At 70.7% G+C, this 24,256-nt stretch carries 15 protein-coding genes; 5 read left to right on the top strand and 10 right to left on the bottom strand.

What is annotated here, in order from left to right; genetic code table 11:
* The 3 genes from EV670_RS08680 (at nucleotide 1) to EV670_RS08670 (ending at nucleotide 2,530) form a co-directional block, all read left to right on the top strand.
* Complete coding sequence (locus tag EV670_RS08680) at nucleotides 1-471, top strand: thioesterase family protein (protein ID WP_130431440.1); 471 nt, start codon at nucleotides 1-3, stop codon at nucleotides 469-471.
* A 119-nt stretch (nucleotides 472-590) separates the two neighbouring features.
* Nucleotides 591-1,493, top strand: a complete 903-nt coding sequence (locus EV670_RS08675) for a bile acid:sodium symporter family protein (protein ID WP_130431439.1) — start codon at nucleotides 591-593, stop codon at nucleotides 1,491-1,493.
* Between the two features lie 179 nt (nucleotides 1,494-1,672).
* Complete coding sequence (locus tag EV670_RS08670) at nucleotides 1,673-2,530, top strand: Tll0287-like domain-containing protein (protein WP_165393273.1); 858 nt, start codon at nucleotides 1,673-1,675, stop codon at nucleotides 2,528-2,530.
* Nucleotides 2,531-2,551: 21 nt separating this feature from the next.
* Here the strand turns inward: EV670_RS08670 and EV670_RS08665 are convergent, their stop codons facing one another.
* The 10 genes from EV670_RS08665 to EV670_RS08625 all read right to left on the bottom strand — a co-directional run bounded on the left by EV670_RS08665 (nucleotide 2,552) and on the right by EV670_RS08625 (nucleotide 14,946).
* Nucleotides 2,552-2,818: a hypothetical protein gene (locus EV670_RS08665; protein WP_130431437.1), complete on the bottom strand. Its 267-nt coding sequence runs from the start codon at nucleotides 2,816-2,818 to the stop codon at nucleotides 2,552-2,554.
* A gap of 157 nt (nucleotides 2,819-2,975) precedes the next feature.
* Complete coding sequence (locus tag EV670_RS08660) at nucleotides 2,976-4,151, bottom strand: ABC transporter substrate-binding protein (protein ID WP_130431436.1); 1,176 nt, start codon at nucleotides 4,149-4,151, stop codon at nucleotides 2,976-2,978.
* 30 nt (nucleotides 4,152-4,181) lie between these two features.
* Nucleotides 4,182-6,041, bottom strand: coding sequence for an AMP-dependent synthetase/ligase (locus tag EV670_RS08655; protein ID WP_130431435.1), 1,860 nt, complete (start codon nucleotides 6,039-6,041; stop codon nucleotides 4,182-4,184).
* Nucleotides 6,042-6,129: 88 nt separating this feature from the next.
* The gene (locus tag EV670_RS08650; protein ID WP_130431434.1) at nucleotides 6,130-6,906 is read right to left on the bottom strand and encodes an ABC transporter ATP-binding protein; all 777 of its coding nucleotides are present in this window, start codon (nucleotides 6,904-6,906) and stop codon (nucleotides 6,130-6,132) included.
* The gene (locus EV670_RS08645) at nucleotides 6,903-7,721 is read right to left on the bottom strand and encodes an ABC transporter ATP-binding protein (RefSeq protein WP_130431433.1); all 819 of its coding nucleotides are present in this window, start codon (nucleotides 7,719-7,721) and stop codon (nucleotides 6,903-6,905) included. Before EV670_RS08645 ends, EV670_RS08650 begins: the two co-directional genes overlap by 4 nt.
* Nucleotides 7,718-8,794: a branched-chain amino acid ABC transporter permease gene (locus tag EV670_RS08640; protein ID WP_130431432.1), complete on the bottom strand. Its 1,077-nt coding sequence runs from the start codon at nucleotides 8,792-8,794 to the stop codon at nucleotides 7,718-7,720. The genes EV670_RS08645 and EV670_RS08640 overlap by 4 nt, the downstream gene beginning before the upstream one ends.
* A gap of 12 nt (nucleotides 8,795-8,806) precedes the next feature.
* Nucleotides 8,807-9,682: a branched-chain amino acid ABC transporter permease gene (locus EV670_RS08635; protein ID WP_130431431.1), complete on the bottom strand. Its 876-nt coding sequence runs from the start codon at nucleotides 9,680-9,682 to the stop codon at nucleotides 8,807-8,809.
* Nucleotides 9,683-9,821: 139 nt separating this feature from the next.
* A complete protein-coding gene (locus EV670_RS08630; protein ID WP_130431430.1) occupies nucleotides 9,822-10,745 on the bottom strand; it encodes a MipA/OmpV family protein in 924 nt (307 codons plus the stop codon).
* A gap of 85 nt (nucleotides 10,746-10,830) precedes the next feature.
* Complete coding sequence (locus EV670_RS18740) at nucleotides 10,831-14,421, bottom strand: hypothetical protein (protein ID WP_207225032.1); 3,591 nt, start codon at nucleotides 14,419-14,421, stop codon at nucleotides 10,831-10,833.
* Nucleotides 14,422-14,535: 114 nt separating this feature from the next.
* Nucleotides 14,536-14,946: a hypothetical protein gene (locus EV670_RS08625; RefSeq protein WP_130431429.1), complete on the bottom strand. Its 411-nt coding sequence runs from the start codon at nucleotides 14,944-14,946 to the stop codon at nucleotides 14,536-14,538.
* 147 nt (nucleotides 14,947-15,093) lie between these two features.
* On the opposite strand from EV670_RS08625, the gene uvrA reads away from it, so the two are divergent.
* Nucleotides 15,094-18,057 (top strand): excinuclease ABC subunit UvrA, encoded by a 2,964-nt coding sequence (gene uvrA / locus EV670_RS08620; RefSeq protein ID WP_130431428.1) that lies wholly within the window; start codon nucleotides 15,094-15,096, stop codon nucleotides 18,055-18,057.
* Nucleotides 18,058-18,156: 99 nt separating this feature from the next.
* Nucleotides 18,157-24,219 (top strand): CHAT domain-containing protein, encoded by a 6,063-nt coding sequence (locus tag EV670_RS08615; protein ID WP_130431427.1) that lies wholly within the window; start codon nucleotides 18,157-18,159, stop codon nucleotides 24,217-24,219.
* Nucleotides 24,220-24,256 lie beyond the last annotated feature (37 nt).

Genomic DNA, 24,256 nt, shown 5'->3' with positions numbered 1-24,256 from the left:
ATGGGTGCCGACACCGCCTTCGAGCCCGAGTTCATCGCGCGCCTGAAACTGCTGTTCGAGGAGCGCATCGTCTTCAACCGCGTGCTCGGACTCAAGATCGAGTCGATCGAGCCGCAGCTGGTCCGCGCACGCATCGAGATGCGGCCCGAGCTGGTCGGCCATTTCGCGCACCAGCGACTGCACGGTGGCGTGATCAGCGCCACGCTCGACGCGATGGGAGGGCTGGCGGTGATGGCGGCGATCGGCGCGCGCCACCTCGACGAACCCGTCGAGCAACGCCTGCACCGCTTTGCCAAACTCGGCACGATCGACCTGCGCATCGACTACCTGCGGCCCGGGCACGGCCCGCACTTCACGGCACAGGCCGAGGTGCTGCGGCTGGGCAGCCGGGTCGCATCGACGCGCATGGAGTTTCACGACGCCGAAGGCCAGCGCCTGAGCACCGGTGCCGGGGTTTACATCGTCAGCTGATCGCCGTGTCGCGGCGATGATGCTCGGCCCGTCGGCGCTGCCGACGAACCAACCGAAACCTTCGCCGCCTGGCGGCCCGCAAGCACAGCGCCACCACAAGGCGCGAGGAGACACCAGCCATGCAAGGCGACATCGTTTCAGGCGTTTTGCTGCCGGCCATCCTGGCCTTCATCATGTTTTCGCTCGGGCTGGGGCTGACGCCGGCGGACTTCCAGCGCATCGTCCGCCAGCCGCGCGCGCTGCTGGTCGGCATGCTGTGCCACTTCGTGCTGCTGCCGCTGGTGTGCCTTCTGCTGATCAAGACCATCGGCCTGACCGGCGCCTTCGCGGTCGGCTTCATGATCCTGGCCGCCTGCCCGACCGGCACCACCTCCAACCTGCTGACCTACATCGCCCGTGGCGACGTGGCACTGGCGCTGAGCTTCACCGCGGTCGCCAGCGTGCTGACGATCTTCACGCTGCCGCTGATCGTGGCCTGGTCGTTGCAGCACTTTGCCGGCAGCGCGCAGGCCGTGACGGTGCCGGTCGGCGCGATGATGGGCCAGATCTTTCTCATGCTGGGCGTGCCCGTCGCGCTCGGCATGACGGCACGTCACCTCCGGCCCGCGGCAGCGCTGAAATGGGAGCCGCTCGCGACACGCCTGGCAACGGTGCTGTTCATCCTCATCGTGCTGGCGGCAGTGGCCAAGAACTGGACCCTGCTGCGCGAGAACTTCGGCAGCCTCGCCATCTTTGCGATCACGCTGAACCTCGCCATGCTGGCCTGTGGTTTCCTCGCGGCCCGGCTTGCGCGCCTGTCGCGCAAGCAGTCGGTGACGCTGGGCATCGAGTCCGCGGTGCAGAACGCCACGCTGGCGCTGGTCATCGCCAGCAGCGTGCTCAAGGATGACGCGCTCGCCGTGCCGGGCGCGGTGTACGGCGTGCTGATGTACGGCGGCGGCCTGCTGTTTGCCTTTGCGTTGCGGCGCTACGCCGAGGCGCCCGAGGCGCAGCCGGTGTCGACACTGCGCGCGCAGTCCTGAGGCTGGCGAGCCGATGATGCGGCGGCGCCACGGACCAGTCGCCGCCGGATCCCTCGATCGGCCCGATCCGGCATCGCCTCGGCGACACTGAATCGGCGGTGCGCTCCGGGCGCACCGCTGCCTTGATCACGACAAACAACGCGGGCCCTCGGCCCGCCAGGGGGACCCAAATGCACCCAATGCCTGCTGCCAAGCAGTCGGCCGCGCCGCGCGCGCGTGGCCTTGGCTTTGTCGCGCTGCTCGCGCTGTTTCTGGTCGCGCTCGGTCTGGGCGCGTGGTGGACCGCCCAGTCCATCGTGCTTCAGCGCACCGTCAGCGAGGGCCGCACCGTGGCCGACATGGCCGAGAACGTAGGCCGCTGGGCCTCGCAGTACGGCGGGGTGCATGTGCGCACCACCGGCGCCGGGACGACGATTCCGGGCGCGTTCCTGACCCGCTCGGTCTACGCCGGGGCTTCCGGCGACGCCGCGGTGCTGCAGGGGCTGCGCAGCGAGGATCGCGCCTCCGAGCGCGGTGCCATGGAGCGTATGGAGGCCTACCACTGGAAGAACCCGGCGCTGATCCAGCGCGAGGTCGCTGACGTGATCGCCGCCTCCGGCAGCAAGTCGCGCTACCGCCTGACCGCGCGCAGCGTGCTCAACCCGAACAACGCGCCCGGTGCCTTCGAGCGCGAAGCCATGGACGCGATCGACGCCCTCCCTGGCAACGACGCGAAGCGCCAGCTCGAGTACTGGAGCGTGAAGTCGGGCCAGCTGCTCTATGCACGCGCGGTGATGGCGCAGCCCAGCTGCCTGAAGTGCCACGGGAACGCCGAGGCGGCGCCCGAGTTCATGCGTACCAACGCGCAGTTCAACGGCGGCGGTGGCTACGGTTACGTGGCGGGAAAGCCCGCCGGCATCATCAGCGTGTCGGTGCCGATGCCGGACACGGGCAGTGCGCTTTCGGCAAGCCTGCCACCGCAGGCTTGGGTCGCCATCGCGGTGGCGGTGGCCAGCGGCCTGGCGCTGGTGGTGCTGGCGCTGCGCCGGCGCCGCTGATCGGCGCCCAGATCCGCAGCGTCAGTCGGCGGCGGCGTCCGCCAGCCGGACCACCTGGCGGCCGATCTGCAGCGCATGGCGCAAGGCCAGCTCGGGTTCGGCAAAGCGGTGACCGCCCGAGAGCAGATCGTTGCTGAAGATGCGCTCGGCATGGTCGGCCATCGACGGCGCGCTGCGCGGAGGGTTCACCCGGTGCACTTCGACGGCGGCGATGTAGCCGCCGTGCGGGGTGTCCAGCGCACCGGCGTAGATCCTGAATCCGTCCACATCGCATTGCTGGAAGTTCACGCCGTACTCCTGCTGTTGGCTTGGCCTGAAGCATCGTCGCTCGACGCCCGCGGCGCATCCACCTTTGGAGCGATCCCCTCGTCGGAGGGGCAGGCGCGCTGGTCCCGCAACGCGAAAGGCCGCCCGTGGGCGGCCTTTGCCTCGACATGGCCGCGCCTTACTGCGGCTTCATGTACTCGGAGACCACCTTCCACTTGCCGTCGGTGATCTGCGACAGCCGCGAGGCATCGCTGCCCAGCCGCTGCTTCGGACCGAAGCGGCCCTCGGCGCTGCCGAAGATGTCGGGCGGAATCACCATCGTGTCCATCGCCTTGATGAAGCTGTCCGTGCTCAGGCCCGGACCGGCCTTGGTGGCGGCGCGCACGAAGGAGTCGATGACGTTGTAGCCGTAGACCGAGAACACGGTCGGGTCCTCGTTGAACGCGGTCTTGTACTTGGTGGCCCAGAAGCGGATCGGCTGCGAGGCCTCGTCGAGGTAGGGGTTCTGCACCGTCATCGTGGCGTAGAGGCCGTTCATCGCCGGGCCGCCGAGCTTGTGGATGAGGTCGGTGTAGGCCGCGCTCGAACCGAGGAAGGTGGGCGAGAAGCCGGTCTTGCGGCTCTCGCCGATCACGCCGATGGTCTCGCGGATGATGGTGCCGAGCACGACGAAGTCGCAGTTGGCGGCCTTCATCTTGGCGACCTGGCTCGAGAAGTCGGTCGCGCCGCGCTTGTAGCTGGTCTTCTCGGCCAGTTCGGCGCCCATGCTCTTGAGCCCGGCCTCGGCGCCGCGCAGCACCTCGAGCCCGAACTCGTCGTCCTGGTGCACCGCGCAGATCTTCTTGGCGCCCTTGTCCTTGGCGAGCTTGGGCAGCGCGGTTCTGATCTGGTCGTAGTAGGGCGCGGCGAAGCTGTACTTGAGCCGGTGGAAGGGGTCGAACATCTCGCGCGCCGCGGTAACCGGGAAGAAGTTGATGACGTTCTTCTCGAACTGCACCGGCATCGCCGCCAGGTTCTGCGCGGTGCCGATGTGACCGACCATCGCGAAGATCTTGTCCTGGTTGACCAGCTTCTGCGCCGCCAGCACCGCGCGCTTGGGGTCGTAGGCCGAGTCCTCGACCAGCAGCTTGAGCTTGCGGCCGTTGACGCCACCCTGCTGGTTGACCTCGTCGACGCGCAGCATCATGCCCAGGCGCACCTGCTTGCCGAAGCCGGCGATCGGGCCCGAAAGATCCTGGATCGAGCCGATCGTGATTTCTTCCTTGGCCACGCCCTGGCTCTGGGCGACGGCCGGGCCGGCGGCAGCCACGGCGCCGAGCGCCGCGACGATGGAACACAGCTTGAGTTTCTTCATGGCGGTCTCCTCGGTAGGTGTTGTGGGTGATCAGGTGCCGTACATCGACTCGATCAGCGCGGCGTACTTCCTCTGCACCAGCGAGCGCTTGAGCTTCATCGTCGGCGTGAGTTCCTCGTCCTCGGCGCTGAGCTGGGTGTCGAGCAGGCGGAAGGACTTGATCTGCTCGACCCGCGCGAACTTCTTGTTGGCGCGGTCGATCTCGGTCTGGATCAGTTCCTGCACCTCGCGCGTGCGGGTCAGGCTGGCGTAGTTGGAGAAGGGCACGTCGTGGTCCTGCGCGTACTTCTCGACGTTCTCCTGGTCGATCATGATCAGCACCGTCAGGTAGGCCCGCTTGTCGCCGATGACCACCGCGTCGGTGATGTAGGGCGAGAACTTGAGCTCGTTCTCGAACTCGCTGGGCGTGATGTTCTTGCCCCCGGCGGTGATGATGATGTCGCGCATGCGGTCGGTGATGCGGAAATACCCGTCTTCATCGACCGACCCCACGTCCCCGGTGTGCAGCCAGCCCTCGGCGTCGATGGTCTCGGCGGTCTTCTCGGGCTGGTTCAGGTAGCCCATGAAGACGTTGTCGCCGCGGATCAGCAGCTCGCCGGTGGCGAGGTCGACCCGGACCTCGTTGTAGGCGCCGGCCTGGCCGATCGAGCCCGGCTTGATGCGCCCGGGCGGCATGCCGGTGGCGGCGCCGCAGTTCTCGGTCTGGCCCCAGACCTCGAGCATCGGCAACCCGAGCGCCATGTACCAGCGCACCAGCTCCGGCGAGATCGGCGCCGCGCCGGTGACCAGGAAGCGCGCGCGGTGGATGCCGATCAGCTTGCGCACGTTGTCCAGCGCCAGCCAGCGCGCCAGCATGAAGCGCGCGCGCAGCGTCTGCGGCACCGGCTCGCCTGCGAGCACGCGCGCGGCGACCTCCTCGCCGACGCCAAGCGCCCAGCGGTAGAGCAGTTGCTGGCCGCGCCCGGCCTCGGCCACCGCGATCGCCACCGCCGAATAGAACTTCTCCCAGACTCGCGGCACCGCGGTGAAGACCGTGGGCGCGATCTCGCGCACGTTCTCGGGCACCGTGTCGGGGTTCTCGACGAAGTTGAGGATCGAGCCGGTGTAGATCGCGAAGTACTCGCCGCCGAGCCGCTCGGCCACGTGGCACAGCGGCAGGAAGCACATGCGCTCGTCGCGCTCGTCCTGGCTGAAGATCAGGTTGTAGCCGCGCACCGTGTGGATCAAGCCGTGGTGCGAGTGCATCGCGCCCTTGGGCCGGCCGGTGGTGCCGGAGGTGTAGATCAGGATCGCCAGGTCGCGCGGCCCGCGGCAGGCGACGCGCCGCTCGAACTCGCCCGGGTGCGCGGCGTCGTAGGCGCGGCCGCGCTCGCGCAGCGCCTTCAGGCTCATCACCATCGGATCGTTGAAGCGGTGCAGACCTTCCATGTCGAAGACGACGATGTGCCTGAGCAGCGGCAGCCGCTCGCGCACCTCGAGCGCCTTGTCGAGTTGCTCCTCGTCCTCGACGAACAGCACCCGGGTCGACGAGTCGGCGCAGAGGTACTCGACCTGGTTGGCGGCGTCGGTCGGGTAGATGCCGTTGCTGACGCCGCCGGCGCAGAGCACGCCGAGGTCGGCGATGACCCAGTCGACCACGGTGTTGGACAGGATCGAGGCGCAGTCGCCGGGTTCCAGGCCGAGCGAGGCCAGACCCATGGCGGTCTCGCGCACCGCGGCCAGCGTGTCGTTCCAGCTCCAGGCGCGCCAGATGCCGAGCTTCTTCTCGCGCATGAAGATCCGGTCGCCACGCGCGGTCACCGCGTTGAGGAAGAGCGCGGGGATCGTCTCGCCCGGAATCACGATGTCGGCGCGCGGCTGGATGTGGCTCAGGTCCCAGAGATTGCTCATGATTGGTGGTGCCCCCAAGGGCGCTACGCGCCCGCCCCCCCGAGGGGGAGCGAGCCCACTTTCGGGCGGCCGTGCAGTGGGCTCATCCTCACCTCCACGTCTTCTTCTTCTTCCAGCGCCGCTCGCCACGCGCCCCGGTTTCCTTGACCCCGAGATAGAACTCCTTGATGTCGTCCTTCTCGCGCAGGCGGTCGCAGGAATCCTCCATCACGATGCGGCCGTTCTCGAGCACGTAGCCGTAGTCGGCCACGTTGAGTGCCATGTTGGCGTTCTGCTCGACCACTAGCAGCGTGGTGCCGCGCTCGCGGTTGATGCGCACGACGATCTCGAAGATCTCGCGCGTCAGCAGCGGCGACAGGCCGAGGCTCGGCTCGTCGAGCAGCATCAGGGCCGGCGCCGCCATCAGCGCGCGCGAGATCGACAGCATCTGCTGCTGGCCGCCGGAGAGCAGGCCAGCGTCCTGCGCGCGCCGCTCGCGCAGGATCGGGAAGTAGCCGTACACGGCCTCGACGTCGCGCGCCACCGCGTCGCGGTCGTGCCGGGTATAGGCGCCCATCATCAGGTTGTCGTGCACCGAGAGCAGCGGAAACACCTCGCGCCCCTCGGGCACGTGCGACAGGCCCTTCTGCACGATCAGCGCCGGATCTTTCGCGGTGATGTCCTCGCCGCGGAACTCGACCGTGCCCTTGCGCGGATCGATGATTCCGGAGATGGTCTTCAGGATCGTGCTCTTGCCGGCGCCGTTGCTGCCGAGCACGGTGGCGATCTCGCCCTGGCGCACCTTCAGGCTGACGCCCCGGATCGCCTTGATCGGGCCGTAGGCGCTCTCGACGTTGGTCAGTGCGAGCACCACGTTCGCGCTCATGCAGCCTCCTCGATCGCCGGCTTGCGCCGCAACGACGAAAGGTCGCCTGCCGATCCGAGGTAGGCCTCGATCACGCCCGGATGCGCTTGCACCTCGGCCGGCGTGCCGAGTGCCAGCACCTGGCCCTGGCTCATCGCCAGCACCCGGTCACTCACGCGCGAGACCAGGCTCATGTCGTGCTCGACCATCAGCACCGTGATGCCGAGATCGTCGCGGATGTCCTGGATCCAGAAGGCCATGTCGCCGGTCTCCTCGACGTTGAGGCCGGAGGATGGCTCGTCGAGCAGCAGCAGCTTCGGCTCGGTGCACAGCGCACGGGCCAGTTCGACCACCTTGCGCACGCCATAGGCGAGGCCGGCGACCATCGTGTCGCGGTAGTGCTGCAGGTCGAGGAAGTCGATCACCTGCTCGACCTTCTCGCGCGTCGCGCGCTCGGAGGCGCGCACGCTCGGCGTGAACAGCAGCTCCTTCCATAGCGGGTGATCCAGGTGCCGATGGCGCCCGATCAGCAGGTTCTGCAACACCGTCGCGTGCTCGAACAGCTCGATGTTCTGGAAGGTGCGCGCAATGCCGAGTGCGGCCACCTGGTGCGGCGCCACGCCCGACAGCGCACGGCCCTCGAACAGGATCTCGCCGGCGGTCGGCGTGTAGATGCGGCTGATCAGGTTGAAGACCGTGGTCTTGCCGGCGCCGTTGGGACCGATCAGCGTGAACACCTCGCCGCGCTGCACGTCGAAGCTGACGTCGCTGACGGCCTTCACGCCGCCGAACTGGACGCTGAGGTTGCGGGCGCAAAGAAGCGTCTCGCCGCTCATTTCAGGCGCTCCGATTTCTGGAAGGACTTCTGCCGCTTGAACAGCCCGCGCCGGTAGAACGGCGCCAGCTGCAGCCAGGTGCGCACCTTGAGCCAGCGGCCGTAAAGGCCGTAGGGCTCGAACAGCACGAAGCCGATCAGCACCAGGCCGTAGACCAGGCCCTGCAGCCCGGCCGCCTGGCCGATCACCGGCGGCAGGAAGTCCTTGCCGAGCGAGATCAGCTGCGGCATCGCGATCAGGAACGCGGCGCCGAGGAAGGCGCCATGCACCGAGCCGAGGCCGCCGATCACCACCATCAGCAGCAGGTCAATCGACTGCAGGATGTTGAACTGGTCGGGCGAAAGGAAGCTGATCTTGTGCGCGTAGAGCGCGCCGCCGAGGCCGGCCAGCGCCGCCGACAGCGCGAAGCTCAGGCTCTTGTAGCGCGCCAGGTGAATGCCCATGCTCTGGGCCGAGATCTCGGAATCGCGGATCGCCACAAACGCACGCCCGGTCGGCGAGCGCAGGATGTTCAGCACCATCAGCGTCGCCAGCACCGCGAGCACCAGGCACACCAGATAGAAACCGGCGCCCGAGCCGGGCTGCCAGCCGAAGATGTCGACCGGCTTGACCGAGAGCCCGGCATTGCCGCCGGTGACCGACTCCCAGCGCGCCAGCACCTCCTCGACGATGAAGCCGAAGGCCAGCGTCGCGATGCCGAGGTAGATGCCCTTGACGCGCAGCGCCGGCAGGCCGACCACGACGCCGACCGCGGCCGACAGGCCCATCGCCATCAGGATCGACAGCGGAAAGGGCCAGCCGCGCGCGGCCAGCACCGCCTCGGTGTAGGCGCCGACGCCGAGGAAGGCCGCGTGGCCGATCGAGAACAGCCCGGTGAAGCCGGCCAGCAGCATCAGTCCGAGGCCGACGATGCCGTAGATCAGGATGAAGCCGAGTTGCGACAGCCAGTACTCCGGCACCCACAGCGGCGCCGTGAACAGCACCAGCAGCAGCAGCCCGTACCAGAACCTGTGGCCGCCATGCCTGGCGAGGTCGATGTCCTGGTCGTAGGAAGTCTTGAAGATGAAGCGCATCGAGCCCCCGGCCTACACCTTCTTGCGCAGCCGTTCGCCGAACAGCCCGTTCGGCTTGAGCACCAGCATCAGCAGCACCACCACGTAGGCCGCCACGTCCTTGAAGCCCTCGGGCAGGTAGAAGCCGGCAAAGGACTCGACGCAGCCGATCACCAGGCCGCCGACGATCGCGCCCGGCAGGCTGCCGAAGCCGCCGACCACCGCGGCCGGAAAGGCCTTCAGCCCGACCAGGCCCATGTTGGCGTGAACGAAGGTGATCGGCGCCAGCAGCAGGCCGGCGATCGCCGCCACCGCCGCCGCCAGCGCCCACACCATCGAGTTCAGGCGCTTGACCGGGATGCCCATGTAGTAGGCCGCGAGCTGGTTCTGCGAGGCCGCCTGCATCGCGACGCCGACCCGGGTGTAGCGAAATCCAAGATACAGCGCGGCGCACAGCAGCGCGGTGACCGCGATCACCACCAGCTGCTCGGCCGCGAGCACCAGGCCGCCGGCGTTGAGGGTGATGTTCTTGTAGGGCACCTCGAGCGCGTGGGTCTCGGTGCCGATCGCCGGGATCATCGTGATCAGGCCGCGCGCGACATAGCCGATGCCGATCGTCACCATCACGATCGCGAAGGCCGGCTGGCCGAGGATGGGCCGGATCACGAGCCGCTCGGCGCCGAAGCCGATCACCGCCATGCCGGCGATCGCGGCCGGCACCGCGACCCAGAACGGCAGGCCCAGCATGCTCATCACGCCCAGCGCGATGAAGGCGCCGACCATCATCAGGTCGCCTTGGGCGAAGCTGACGGTCTCGGTCGCCTTGTAGATCAGCACGAAGCCAAGTGCGATCAGGCCGTAGATGCAGCCTTGGGCGACTCCGCTGATGAGCAACTGCAGAACCTGCAAACGAGCCCTCCAGGCCCTGGACGGGCCGCGGCGTCGTTTGTAGCCGCGCCGCCGGCAGAAGCTACCGGGGACTATCCCGGGAGAGGGTCGGCCGCATGCGCGGCGCCGCCCGCGACCGCGCAATCCGACCGCAAGCGCGCTAGGACCCCGGTCGCTCGCTGACCGTCGCCTCGCTGCGCCACGGCGTCCACAGCAGGCTGATGCCGATCGTCGAGGTGGTCTTCTGCCGGAACAGCGGACTCGCCTCGTTGGCCGCGCCGGCGTGGAAGCCGAGCCGGCCGCCCATCAGCAGCAGCAGGCGGTCGGTCAGCGGCCGGTTCAGGCTCAGGCCGAGTTCGCTGCCGAGGTAGCCGCCGCGCGCGTCGTAGGCCGGGCGATCGGCACGTGCGTACTGCGGCGCGACCTCGTAGAAGTAGTCGTGCAGGCGCTCGCCGGCAAAGTTGGCCGAGGCCGAGACGCCGAGATTGAAGGCGCTGCCGGCCACCCGGCCGAGCGACCAGCGCAGCTGCGGCTCGACCACGATGCCGCGATAGCGCACCGAGGAGAAGTCGGTCGAGAACACGGCACGCGCCTTGAGGTGCGCGCTGACGCGTTCGCGCTCGCGCAGGTCCCAGCGGTAGACCGCCTGCGGGCCGAGCTCGAACAAGTAGTCGAGCGCCGGCATGCCCTCGCGCGCCTCGTTGTTGCGCGCGTTGAAGGCGCCGGCCGCGCTGAGGTCGAGCTCGAAGTTGGCGCTGCTGACGATGCGCCCGCGGATGCGGCCATCCTCGACCCGCAGCACCGGGCTGCGGTAGACGAACACCGGCAGCACCAGCGCGCGCGTGCGGCTGTGGTCGGAGGCCGGGTAGTCGGGCACCGAGCCGACGCCGACCACCACGCCGGCCTCCCATACCGGCAGCGCGACCTCGCCCGGGCGGTCGCTGGCCACGTCGGTGGCGGTGCTGGCGCTCGGCCCCTGGGCCCGGGCCGGCGACAGCAGGGTGCAGGCCAGCGCGAGCGGTACCAGCGTGCAGGCGGCGCGGGGCGCGCGATCGAGGCGGGCGAGGAGACGGCGGGTCGGCATGCGGCGAAGAAGCGGAAGGCACACGGGTGCGCCTTGTACACGAGGCCGCCGCCGGCGGCCTCGGCGCCGCTTCGGCGCGCCTGCCTCAGGCCCCGATCGGGGCGCCCCAGCCCGGGGTCGGCGGCAGCCACAGCTCGAAGACGCGGCTGCGCTGCAGCGGGTCGTCGGGCAGCTCGCGCAGCCAGACCTCGGTCGGCACCCGCCGCAGCCCGGTCAGCGTGATCGTCAGGTAGCTCTGCAGCGCGTCGATGCAGGCCGGCTGCCGCTCGCGGTCGCTGCGGCGCACCAGCAGCGTCGCCTGCGGCCATGGCACCGGCCGCCGTGTGCCCTGCACCAGCGCGGTGGTCGTGACGTTCTCGGCCGAGGGCACGGTCAGCGCCTGCGCCGCCGGCACCAGCAGCGGATCGCGCAGCCGCCGCGCCAGCTCGCGCATCGGCTCGTCATAGGCGCGGATGTTGAGCGAAGCGGCCTCGGCGCCGCGCGGGCAGTGCTCGACGATGCGGCCGATCGCCGGCAGTTGCAGGTCGGCCAGCACGGCGGCGGCGTCCTCGCCGTTCGCGTCGGCCATCGCCGGCAGCACCAGCGCCGCGGCGGCGGCGGCCTGGGCCCGCGCGCCCGACGCCGGCGGCATCGGCCCGCCCTGCAGCAGCGCCAGCGCATGGCCGACGAGATCGGCGACGCCGATGCCGGCGGCGCGCGGCGGCGCCCAGTAGTCGAAGGCGCCGGCCGAGCGTGGCCCGGCGCTGCGCTCGAGGTTGGCGCACAGCGTGCGCCAGGTGTGGCGCAGCGGGTCCTGGCTGCAGGCCTGGAGGCGAACCGGGCAGTCGTCGGCCGCGACCCGCTTGAGCAGGCGGCCGATGCCGTCGCGCTCGATCGGTGCCAGCGAGCCCGCACCCTGCACCGTCTGCAGTTGCTGCAGGCGGGTCGAATCCTGCTCGGTGATGCGCGGGCAGGTGCCCTCGATTTCGCCAAAGGCCTTGGACGAATCGCTGAACAGCCGGCGCACCTCCTCGCGCTCGCTCTTCTGGCTGGCCAGCAGCGCCTCCTGCACCTGCCACAGCGAGATCAGCAGCGTGCCGGAGGCACCCAGCCCGAGTGAGGCGCCGACCACGGTGGCGCGCGCCGAGCGCTTCCAGAGCGGGTCGCGCGTGACCGCCTCGGGGGCTGCACCCTGGCCACGCAGGCGCGCCGCGACGATCGGCGGGTGGCGCTCGTGGCGCGTCCAGCCCGGGATCTGGCTCAGCCAGGCAGGGTGCAGCTCGCGGCCGAAGTCTTCGCCGAGACGGTGGTAGCTCTCCCACTGCGCCTCGTCGAAGCTCTGGTCGCCGGTGGTCTCGTGCGGGAAGCCCGGTCGCCGCTGGGCGTAGGCCAGCAGGTCGACGTCGAGCGCGTCGTGCAGGTTGGGCTTGATGACGAGCAGGGTGCCCTCGGCGGCCGGCAGGCCGCCGTGCGCGCCGTAGCGGATGCGCGCCAGCAGCACGCCGCGCGAGGAGTGGTTGTCGGCCATGTCCTCCGGCGACAGCACGGTCAGCGAGGCGCCGGCCAGCGTGAACAGGCGCGCCGCGTCCTGGCGCGTGTAGAACTCGATCTCGGCACCGAGGTCGATGCGCGCCTTGCGCACCAGGTTCTCGAGATCGCCGAACTCGTAGTCGGCATCGGCGCCGCAGTCGGCGAGGATCATGAAGTCGAGCCGGCGCTTGAGCAGCGCATAGACCGCGGTGTTCTCGAAATGGCCGCCGTCGGAGAGGTACCACCAGGGCCGCGTGGCGCCGAAGTAGGTGGCGGTGCCTTCCGACCACAGCATCACCGGCTTGATTGCATGGCGCCACAGCCAGCGCCGCAGGCCGGTGATCGAGGCCGGCTGCGGCGAGCGCAGCCAGTAGCCGAGCCGCACGCCGAGGAAGTACAGCAGCAGGGCCCAGCCGCGCGAGGTGTAGGCCCCGGCGCCGGGCGCGGCGGCGGCCCCCGAGACCGCGATCCAGCGCCCGAGGGTGCCGGTGTCCTTGCCGGCAGCGCCCTCGACCGGTTGCACCGGCACCGGCACCACCTGCTCGGCGCCGACCTCGAAGCCGTACCAGCTGGCGGTGACCAGCGTGCCCTTGCGGTCGGCGTTGAACAGCCCGGAGGCGTCGTCGCGGGTCTGGTTGAGGCAGGTGTTGATCAGGTGGATCGGGCCGCCGGCCGCCTCCGGCCTGTAGCTGGTGAGGCCGGTGTCGTCGCCCTCGACGACCGCGGTCACGTCGAGCAGGTCGTGGTGCTGGCGCCGCGCCTGGCGCGCGGCCTCGGCATCGAGGCCCGCCGGCACCGCCGCCGCCGCGCGCGCGATCGGTCGGCCGGTGTTGCCGACCGCGAGATAGGCCCGGGTCAGCCGCGCACGGTAGAAGCTGTGCAGCGAGGAGGCATTGGCCATCTGCTCGTTGCCCGCACTCAGGCCGATCCAGACCGCGCACAGCGCCAGCAGCATCACCGCCCGCGCGCCGGGGCCGAAGGCCTCGAGCCCGGCGAAGGGCTGCGGATGGAACACCAGCAACTGCGCCAGCACCAGCCAGCTGCAGACCAGCATCGCCACGCCGACCAGGCCGAGCAGGTTGACGAGCCGCGGCACCCAGGCCTTCAGCGAGCTCGGCTGGGTGCGCTGCGAGAGCTGCAGCAGTGGCTGGGCCAGCGCGCGCATCAGCAGCACCACCGCGCCGCCGAAGCCGACGCCGCCCCAGACCCACGGATCGCCAGAGGCCAGCGACTCGAGCAACCACCAGCTGGCGCGATCGAGCGCGCCGAACAGCAACATCGCGGCGGCCACCAGCGCCACCAGGCGCAGCGCATGCGTCAGGCGGTTGCGCAGCCGCGCCACCGCCAGCGAGCGGGTGTCGTCGCTGAAGCGCAGCCGGAGCTGGGCCCCGACCATGCCGATCGCGCACGAGGAGATCGCCACCAGCACCAGCGCCGGCACGGTCAGCGGCGCCTGCAGGCCGGGCAGCGGCGGCCGTGCCGCGGCCCAGACCAGCACCAGCGCCAGCCCCAGCAGCGCCACGAACACGAGGTCGCGCAGCGGCATCAGCACGCGCCTGCGACCGGGGTCGGCGGTGTCGCGCGCGACCCAGTAGCCAGCCATCAGGCCGGGTGCGAGCAGCAACCACAGGCCGAGCGCCGCCGGCCACCAGAGCACCTGCCAGGACTGCCACTGCGCGAATCCGAAGCGCGCACCGGTGGTCGCCTGCCAGATGTGCGGCGCCATCACGAACAGCGCGAACGGCAGGCAGACGATCATGAACTCGCCATGGATCGCGAAGAAGGCACGCAGGTAGCTGACGACCGCGATGCCGAGGTCGCGCGAGCCCGAGGGCGTGAGATAGCGGCCGTTGCGGCGCAGCCAGGCCAGCACCGGCGAGTCGTGGCGTGCCAGCAGCTCCTGCGCGCGCACGATGCCGACCGCGGTGACGAGGCGACCGAACATCGCGCCCATGTAGCCGCCGCCGGAGACGGTGGAGAGGTAGTCGATGCGGGTCAGCTGGCCGCGCTGGGCCAGGCCGCGCAGCAGGCCGAGGCAGAAGGTGGCGCTGCGGATGCCACCGCCCGACATGGCCAAGCCGACGGTGGGCGCGTCGGCCGGCGTGCCGGCCAGCTGGCGTCGAACCCGCAGGCGCTCTGCCTCGTGCGCGCGCAGCGCGTCGTCCATGCGCTCTCCTCGTCCGCGCAGGCGGACTCGAGCCCACTCTTGCGAGCGCCCCGGTGGCGCGCTATCCCAAGCCTGGCACTGAGGCCGCGGCGCAACGCCGCCAGCCGCTGCCGATCACTCGCTGACCTCGACCTCGACGATCAGGCTGTCGGTGCTCTTGCCGTCGGTGTCGGTGGCCCGCGCCTGGTAACGCAGCGTGCCGGTCGCGCCGCTGGCGACTTCCTGGGTCCAGAGGAACGGCGCCTCGCCGTCGGCGCCAAGGCGGGTCAGCGCGCCATCGGCCTCGACCCGGAAGAAGGCGACCTCGTCGATGCCCTCGTCGTCGCTGGCCGCCGCCACCAGGACCAGCATCTGGCCGGGCGCCACCGGCGTCGGTGCCGCCGCCAGCGCGATGGTCGGCGGCTCGTTCTCGCTCTGGCTGAACCACTCGTCGATCCCGCCGCCACAGCCAGCCAGCAGCAGCATGCCGGCGTGCAGGGCCAGCCAGGGTCCGGCGCGGCGCCGGGGCGTGGGGGTCGGGCTCATCGGGTCCATCGCCCGATTCTGACCACGGAACGCCACGCCCGGCCCCGATGGTGGCGTGCTGGCGACAGCGGCCGCGCGCACCCGGCTGGTTATGATGACCGGTTGCCCTTGCGCCGCGCTCCGCGCCCGGCCGCCCCAAGAAACACCATGGACCGCCGCACCCCTCCGCCCGCCACCGAAGACGTCCCGGTGCGCCCCGCCGGTGCCCGCAGCGGCGAGGCCCCGCAGATCCGGGTGCGCGGCGCGCGCACCCACAACCTCAAGAACATCGACCTCGACATCCCGAAGCACTCGCTGGTGGTGATCACCGGCCTGTCGGGCTCGGGCAAGTCGAGCCTGGCCTTCGACACGCTGTATGCCGAGGGCCAGCGGCGCTACGTCGAGAGCCTGTCGGCCTACGCGCGCCAGTTCCTGCAGCTGATGGACAAGCCCGACGTCGACCTGATCGAGGGCCTGTCGCCGGCGATCAGCATCGAGCAGAAGGCCACCAGCCACAACCCGCGCTCGACGGTCGGCACCGTCACCGAGATCCACGACTACCTGCGCCTGCTCTACGCGCGCGCCGGCACGCCGTTCTGCCCCGACCACCACATCCCGCTCAGCGCCTCGAGCGTGAGCCAGATGGTCGACGCGGTGCTGGCGCTGCCCGAGGACACCCGGCTGATGATCCTGGCGCCGGTGGTGCGCGATCGCAAGGGCGAGTTCGTCGAGCTGTTCGAGGACATGCAGGCGCGCGGCTACGTGCGTTTCCGGGTCGGCGGCGAGGTGGTCGAGGCGGCCGAGCTGCCCAAGCTGAAGAAGGCCGAGAAGCACGACATCGACGTCGTCATCGACCGGCTCAAGGTGCGCGCCGACGCCAAGCAGCGCCTGGCCGAGAGCTTCGAGGCTGCGCTACGCATCGCCGACGGCCGCGCGATCGCCTGGGAACTCCCGCCCGCCGACGCCGAAGACGGCGCGCCGCTGGCACGCGGCCGCGAGCAGCTGTTCTCGAGCAAGTTCGCCTGCGCCATCTGCAGCTACTCGATCGCCGAGCTCGAGCCGCGGCTGTTCTCGTTCAACTCGCCGGTCGGCGCCTGCACCAGCTGCGACGGCCTCGGCGAGGTCACCGCCTTCGACCCCGAGCGGGTCGTCGCCTTCCCCTCGCTGAGCCTGGCCAGCGGCGCCGTCAAGGGCTGGGACCGGCGCAACGCCTACACCTTCTCGATGCTCGAAAGCGTGGCCAAGCACTACGGCTTCGACATCGACGCGCCCTTCGAGCAACTGAGCGCGGAGCACCAGCAGGTGCTGCTGCATGGCTCGGGCAGCGTCGAGATCGCGTTCATCTACAGCGCCGAGGGCGCCTCGGGCAAGAAGCGCAGCGTCAAGCGCTGGCATGCCTTCGAAGGGATCATCCCGAACTACGAGCGGCGCTGGCGCGAGACCGACTCGGTCGCGGTGCGCGAGGACCTGGCGCGCTACCAGGCCAACAAACCCTGCCCCGACTGCAGCGGCACCCGGCTGCGGCGCGAGGCGCGCAACGTCAAGCTGGTCGATGCGGTGACCGGCGAGGCGCGGCCGATCTACGCGATCTCGCACGCCACGCTGCGCGAGGCGCTCGACTACTTCAAGAGCCTCAAGCTCGAAGGCGCCAAGGCCGAGATCGCCGACAAGGTGGCGCGCGAGATCGCGTCGCGGCTGTCCTTCCTCAACGACGTCGGCCTGAGCTACCTGAGCCTCGACCGCAGCGCCGACACGCTCAGCGGCGGCGAGGCGCAGCGCATCCGCCTGGCCAGCCAGATCGGCAGTGGCCTGACCGGCGTGATGTACGTTCTCGACGAGCCCAGCATCGGCCTGCACCAGCGCGACAACGATCGCCTGATCGGCACCCTGCGCCACCTGCGCGACCTCGGCAACAGCGTGCTGGTGGTCGAGCACGACGAAGACATGATCCGCGCCGCCGACCACGTGATCGACATGGGCCCCGGCGCCGGCGTGCACGGCGGCCGCGTCATCGCGCAGGGCAGCTTCGACGAGGTCGCTGCCAGCGAGGACAGCCTGACCGGCGCCTACCTCTCGCGCCGGCTCGGCATCGCGGTGCCGCGGGTGCGCAACAGCCTGGCGACCCAGACCGACCCGCGCAGCCTGCAGATCGTCAACGCCAGCGGCAACAACCTCAAGGGCGTCAGCGTCGAGATCCCGGTCGGGCTGTTCACCTGCGTGACCGGCGTCTCGGGCTCGGGCAAGAGCACGCTGGTCAACGACACGCTCTACACCGCGGTCGCCAAGAAGCTCTACCAGAGCCACGCCGAGCCGGCGCCGCACGACAGCATCGAAGGCCTCGAGCATTTCGACAAGGTCATCAACGTCGACCAGAGCCCGATCGGGCGCACGCCGCGCAGCAACCCGGCGACCTACACCGGCCTGTTCACGCCGATCCGCGAGCTCTTTGCCGAGGTGCCGACGGCGCGCGAGCGCGGCTACGGCCCGGGACGCTTTTCCTTCAACGTCGCCGGCGGCCGTTGCGAGGCCTGCCAGGGCGACGGCGTGCTGAAGGTCGAGATGCACTTCCTGCCCGACGTCTACGTTCCCTGCGACGTCTGCCACGGCAAGCGCTACAACCGCGAGACGCTCGAGATCCTCTACAAGGGCCGCAGCATTTCCAGCGTGCTCGACATGACGGTCGAGGACGCGACCGCCTTCTTCAGCGCGGTGCCCACGCTGGCGCGCAAGCTGCAGACCCTGCTCGACGTCGGCCTGGGCTACATCACGCTCGGCCAGAGTGCCACCACGCTCAGCGGCGGCGAGGCGCAGCGCGTCAAGCTCGCGCTCGAACTGAGCAAGCGCGACACCGGCCGCACCCTCTACATCCTCGACGAGCCCACCACCGGCCTGCACTTCGCCGACATCCAGCTGCTGCTGCGCGTGCTCCACCAACTGCGCGACGCCGGCAACACCATCGTCGTCATCGAGCACAACCTCGACGTCATCAAGACCGCCGACTGGCTGATCGACATGGGCCCCGAAGGCGGCGCCGGCGGCGGCATGGTGGTAGCGGTCGGCACGCCGGAAGACATCGCGGCCGATCCGGCCAGCCACACCGGGCATTACCTGCGGCCGTTGCTGGCGAGCTGAACTCGCTGCCCGCCGCTCGGGGCGCAGGATTGACGCCCCGCGACGGCACGGCTACATCGGGTCTCGGTGCGCCAGCCAGAGCGCATCGAGGAGACGCGCATGAATGCACCGCGGCCGCAGAAGCCGGAGCCGACGCCGTTCGAACTCTGGGCCCGTGATCGCCAGCGCGACACGGTGGTCGTCAAGCGTGCCAGCCGCGGCGATGGCGGCGCCGCCACCAGCTTCAGCCCCGAGGACCTGCAAGGTGCGCGCAAGGTACTCGCGGTGCAGTTCGCCGATGGCTCGGTCTTCTACACCGACCCGGTCGACTACGCGCGGCGCCACGGCCAGTTGCAGGCCACGCGTTCCGGCGACGGCAACACCGCGGCACGCGTGGTGCTGCCCTTCGAGATCGCGCACGAGGGTCAGGTCAGCCGCGGCGGCGAGGGCGAACGCACGCCGATCGACCGCTACACGATCAGCGAGCTGACCGAGCCGACCACGCTCGACAAGATCTACGACACCGCGATCTCGCTCGGCGGCTTCGTCAAGCGCTGGATCGGTGGCATCGGCGGCGGCAAGAAGCCGGGCAAGCTCGAGGCCACGCTGGCGGCCAAGCTGTGCGCGGCCTACGAGCACGCCACGCTCGACGACGGCGTCGGCGACAACGGCGGCTGCCTGCTGTGCTGGAGCGAACTCGGCTGGCGGCCGCTGGCCGAGGGCACGCCGGCGCTGTCACCGACGGCGCCGCAGCGCGCGCTGCTGTTCCTGCACGGCACCGCCTCGAGCACCGAAGGCAGCTTCGGCAAGCTCTGGGCGGCGGCGCCGGCCGGGAACGAAACCGAGGAGCGCGACGACGAACTCGAAGCGCAAGAGCTCGACGCCGACCCCGCCGCGCGCCAGCGCATCGAGCGGCGCCGACCGGCCGACTGGAAGCAGCTCGCCGCCACCCATGGCGCGATCCTCGCCTGGGAGCACCGCAGCCTGACGCGCAGCCCGCTCGACAACGTCATCGAGCTGAGCGCGGCGCTGGCCGACGCGCTGCCGGCGGGCGTGGCGCTCGACGTGGTCTCGCATTCGCGCGGTGGCCTGGTCGGCGAGTTGCTGAGCCTGCGCGGCGCGCTCGGCGGCGGCGCCGGGGCCGAGATCGGGCAACTGCTGGTCGATGCCTACGCCGAGCATCCCGACCTGGATCGGGTCGACGAGCTGGTCGCGGCGCTGAAGAAGATGCAGCTGACGCCGGGCCGCTTCGTGCGCGTGGCCTGCCCGGCGCGCGGCACGCTGCTGGCCGATCGCCGCACCGACCTCTACCTGTCGCTGATGCTGCGTTCGATCCAGCTCGCGCTGGGCGGCCTCGGCACTTTCTGGTTCGACAACTTTGCCGGCCTCGTCAAGGCGCTGGTGGCCGAGCGCGCCGACGCCGCCACGCTGCCCGGGCTGGAGGCGATGATTCCCGGCTCGCCACTGACGCGCGCGCTCGACCGCTGCCGCGCACTGGCGCAGGCCAGCGGCAGCGCGGGCGACCCGCGCCACGGCCGCGCCACCGACGTGCTGCGCGTGATCGCCGGCGACACCGAGGACAAGGGCTGGGGCGGCGTGCTGAGCATGCTCGGCGACGTCTTCTTCGGCCTGCACGACCACGACTTCGTGGTCCACACGCGCTCGATGTTCGGCGGCCTGCTGCGCGCCGATCCGGCGCTGAGCCTGCGCGTGGCGGGCGCCTCGGTCACGCACTTCGGCTACTTCGAGACCAGGAGCCTGACCCGCACCGCGCTGATGACGGCACTGGCCGGACGCGACGACGGCTTCGTGCCGATCGACAAGGACGAGGCCCGCACGCGCGGCTTCCTGCAACTGTTCAAGTCCGACCCGCTCAGCCGCAGCCTGGCCTGCACCGCGGCGGCCGACTTCGATGCCACATCACCGCCGGCGCATTTCGTCGCGCCGGGCGCCGAGCGCAAGCCGGTGCTGCTGGTGCTGCCCGGCATCATGGGCAGCGAACTCGGCGACCCGGGCAAGTCGCCGGTCTGGCTGTCGATGGGCGGCATGCTCGGCGGCGATCTCACCGCGCTCGACCTCGCCTCGTCGCGCCAGCTTCAGGCCACCGGCCTGATGGCGCTGAGCTACGAGAACCTGCTCGCGGCGGCGCAGGACCAGTTCAACGTGCTCGCCTTCGCCTTCGACTGGCGGCTGCCGATCCCGGACAGCGGCGAGCGCCTGCTCGGCCTGCTGCACAACATCGACCAGTGGGCGCGCGCGCACCAGCTGCCGGTTCACCTGCTGGTGCATTCAATGGGTGGCCTGGTGGCGCGCCAGGCGCTGTTCAACACCGACGCCGGCAAGAAGCTCTGGCCGCAGCTCAAGGCGCGCGGCAGCCGCCTGGTGATGCTCGGCACGCCGAACAAGGGCTCCTACTCGCCGGCCCAACTGCTGCTGCGCCAGCATGGCCTGGCCTCGACGCTGGCCAAGGCCGCGCGCAAGGTCGGCGATGACGATCTCGCGCGCTACGGCGCCCGCTACGAAGGCCTGATCGCCATGCTGCCGCAGGCCCAGGACCCGGCCTTCGGCGATCTCTTCGTCGCCACCAGCTGGCAGAAGGTGCAGGCCACCGACGGCACCACCACGCCACCGGCGGTCGACGCGCTCGAGAACGTGGCGAAGTTCATGCGCGCCTTCGCGCCCACCTACGAAGCCCTCTGCGACGACCCCAGCGTGCTCTACGTCGCCGGCTGCGGCAACACCGTGGTGCGGATGCAGCCGGCCGCCAGCCCGTGGATCAGCCAGAGCAGCGAGTCCAGCGGCACGCCCGGACCCGGCGTCGAGTTCGTCACCGAGTTCGCCGGCGACGGCACGGTGCCGTGGAGTTCGACGCTGCGGCCCGAGCGCACCTGGTACGCGCCCTGCGAGCACGGCACGCTAGCCGACCACAAGCCGAGCTTTGCCGCCTACTTCGAGTTGCTGCGCGTCGGCCGCACCCAGCGCCTGCCGCAACAGCGGCCGGCCAAGCGCGGTGCCGACACGGCCGGCCGGGTCTGGCGCGCGCCGCGGCCGGCGCTGCTGCCGGAGAGCGATGCCGCGCTGCAGGCGCTGTTCTTCGGCCGCGACCTCGGCCGCCGCGACAGCGAGCGCCCGGCGCTCGATCCGATCCAGGTACGCGTGGTGCACGCCGGGCTCGACTACGCGCGCTTCCCGCTGCTGGTCGGCCACTACCAGGAGGAGTCGCTGTCGGGCGCGGCCAAGCGGGTCGACGAGAAGCTCGACGGCCAGCTGCAGCTGGCGATCGACCTCGGCCTGTTCGCCGGCGCCAGCCGCACCGGCCACTACCTGCGCCCGCCGGTGCGCGACGCCCACGAGCCCGACTATCCGGGCGCGGTCGTGCTCGGCCTCGGTCAGGTCGGCGAACTCACGCCCGGCGCGCTGGCCGACACCGTCACCCGCGGCGTGCTGCGCTTTGCCTTCGAGCATGTGAACCGCGATCCCTTCGTCGCCGAGCGCGGGCCGGTCGACCTGCGGCTGTCGGCGGTGCTGGTCGGCACCCATGTGCAGGCGGTCACGGTGCGCGACAGCCTCGGCGGCCTGCTCTACGGCGCCTGGCGCGCCGCGCAACTGCTGCAGGGTCGCTTTCGCGCGCGCGCCGAGGGCGTGCGCATCCGCGAGATCGAGATCATCGAGATGGAGGAGACCACCGCGCTCGATGCCGCCTACGAGCTGCGGCGCCTGCTCAAGCGCCCCGAGTGGCAGGAGCGGCTGCGCTGGTCGCCCGAACTGCTGGAGGAGCGCGACGGCAGCCTGCGCGGCTACCGCCCGGCGCGGCGCGACTCGATCTGGCAGCGCCTCGTCATCAAGCAGGAGGCGCTCGGCGGCCTGAGCTTCGAGCTGATCGGCGAACGCGCGCGGGTCGAAGCCACGCGCGTCCAGTCCGACGTCGACAGCCTGACCCGCTTCGTCGACCGCATCTGCGACGGCAAGGCGCAGGCCGGCGACCGCATCTCCGATCCGGCCGATCCGCGCCTGGGCGGGGTGCTGTTCCAGATGCTGCTGCCGATCGAGCTCAAGGAGCGCCTAGCCAACCTCGACAACACGGTGCTGGTGGTCAACGACCGCACCGCGCGCTATCCGTGGGAGCTGCTCAGCCCGCCGCTGCGCGGACGCGAGGACGGCGACCGGCCGCGGCCCTTTGCCGTGCACGCGGGCATGGTGCGCCAGCGCACCGCCGCCGACTTCCGTCGCATTCCGCAGGCGCCTGCCGACTTCGACGCGCTGATCGTCGGCGCGCCGAGCACCGCCGGCTGGGTCGACGCCATGGCCAAGCCGCTGCGCTTCAGCGAGCTGCCCGGGGCGCAACTCGAGGCCGAGGCGGTGCGCGACATGCTGGCCGAGGACCAGCGCGCCTGGCGCCAGACGGTGCTGCTGGGCGCCGCGACCACCTTCGAGCAGGTGCGCTTCGCGCTGCTCGAGAAGCCCTATCGGCTGATCCACCTGTGCGGCCACGGCGTGGTCGACCAGTGGGTCGGCCGCAGCGGCGAGGGCAGCGACGCGCGCGCGCTCAGCAAGACCGGCATGGTGCTCAGCGACCAGCAGGTGCTGACCGCGGCCGACGTCGAGCAGCTCAACCCGGTGCCCGAGGTGGTGTTCATCAACTGCTGCTACTCGGGCCGCGACGGCGACAGCGAGGCGGTCGTCGCCGGTCGCAGCTACCCGAAGCTGGCCTCGAGCCTGGCGCTGGCCTTCATCAAGATGGGCGCACGCGCGGTGGTCGCTGCCGGCTGGCAGGTCGAGGACGGCGCGGCGCTGCTGTTCGCGCAGAACTTCTACCGCCAGCTGCTCGAGGGCACGCCCTTCGGTGACGCCGTGCGCGCCGCGCGCGAGACGGTCCACACGCTGACCGGCATGCAGAGCAACACCTGGGGCGCCTACCAGTGCTACGGCGATCCGGCCTGGACCATGAACGTGCAGACCGAGCGCGTGGCGGAGGTGCCGGGGCGCACATCGCGCCTGCGCGACGCCCACCTGTGCATGACCTCCAGCGAGTTCGCCGACCGCATCCTGCAGGTCACCTCGGTGGCGGGCGACAAGCCGGCCGCGGTGCTGCTGGCCCAGCTCGACGAGTTGCTGGCGCAGATCGGCGCCGACGAGCAGCGCAAGAGCTGGCTCGACCGCTCGCGCGTGCGCGCCGCGCTCGGCCAGGCCTATCGCGAACTCGGCGACCACAAGCAGGCGGCGCGCTGGTTCCAGCTTGGCGCCCGGCGTGCCTACTCGCAGGTGCAGATCGGCCAGCTCGAGCTGCTGGTCAACGCGATGGCGCGCGCCGGCGGCGAGGACGCCCCGGCCGCGCGCACCGCGGCCGAGGGCATCATCCGCAAGCTCGACAGCATCGCCGGCGACCGCGATCTGCAATGGCCGCTGAGCGACGAGGACCAGGGGCGCTCGACCTCGGGCTCGGAGCGCCGCTGCTTGGAAGGCGGCCTCGTGCTGCGCGGCGACGCCGCCGCGCTGCGCGGCAAGAAGGCGGCTGCCAAGCTGCGCGGCGAATCGGAGGCCGCCAAGTTGCTCGGCGAGAAGGCGGCCGCCGAGCTGCAGTGGGCCGCGCGTCTGTTCGCCCTGGGCTATCGGCAAAAGGTTCTGCGCCACGAAGATGCGCAACGACGCAGCTTCGCGCTGTCCAACGCGCTGCTGGCGGCGGCGCTCGCGACGCTGGCCGACGACGACCCCGCGATCGCGATCGATGCACTGGCCTTCGGGGTCGAGGACGACGCGCAAGCCATCGCCGACGCCGCCGCGACGCCGAACTTCGCGCTGCCCGGCGACGTCCAGGCCTGGCTGCGAGAGGCGGGCGCATTGCTCGACGAACTCGGCAGCGGCGACAGCGCCGCGACCTTCTGGCATCACACCAACCGCATGGAGATGGTCGCCGCCACCACGCTGCTGGCGCGCACGCTCGACCGTTCGATCTCACTGCAGCCCTTCGACGAAGTGGTGCCGCTGCTCAGGCGCGCGCTGGTGCGCTGGCCGTCGCCGGTCGAGCTCGACAGCCTCGAGCATCGCTTCACGCTGATGCGCGACTTCGCACCGAGCGCGGACGTCGACGGAGCCGAGGCCGACCTCGAGCTCGGCGCACGTCTGCGCGCGATCGCGCAGGCGGCACTCGAGGCGCTGGCACCGCGCACCCGCGCCGCACGCTGAAGCCGGTGGCGCCGTAGACTGCCGCGAGCCCGCAACC

It is taken from the genome of Rivibacter subsaxonicus, from assembly GCF_004217215.1.
Lineage (GTDB): Bacteria > Pseudomonadota > Gammaproteobacteria > Burkholderiales > Burkholderiaceae_C > Rivibacter > Rivibacter subsaxonicus.
The sequence above is the reverse complement of the archived record's forward strand: the minus strand, read 5'-3'. Positions and strand labels throughout refer to the sequence as shown.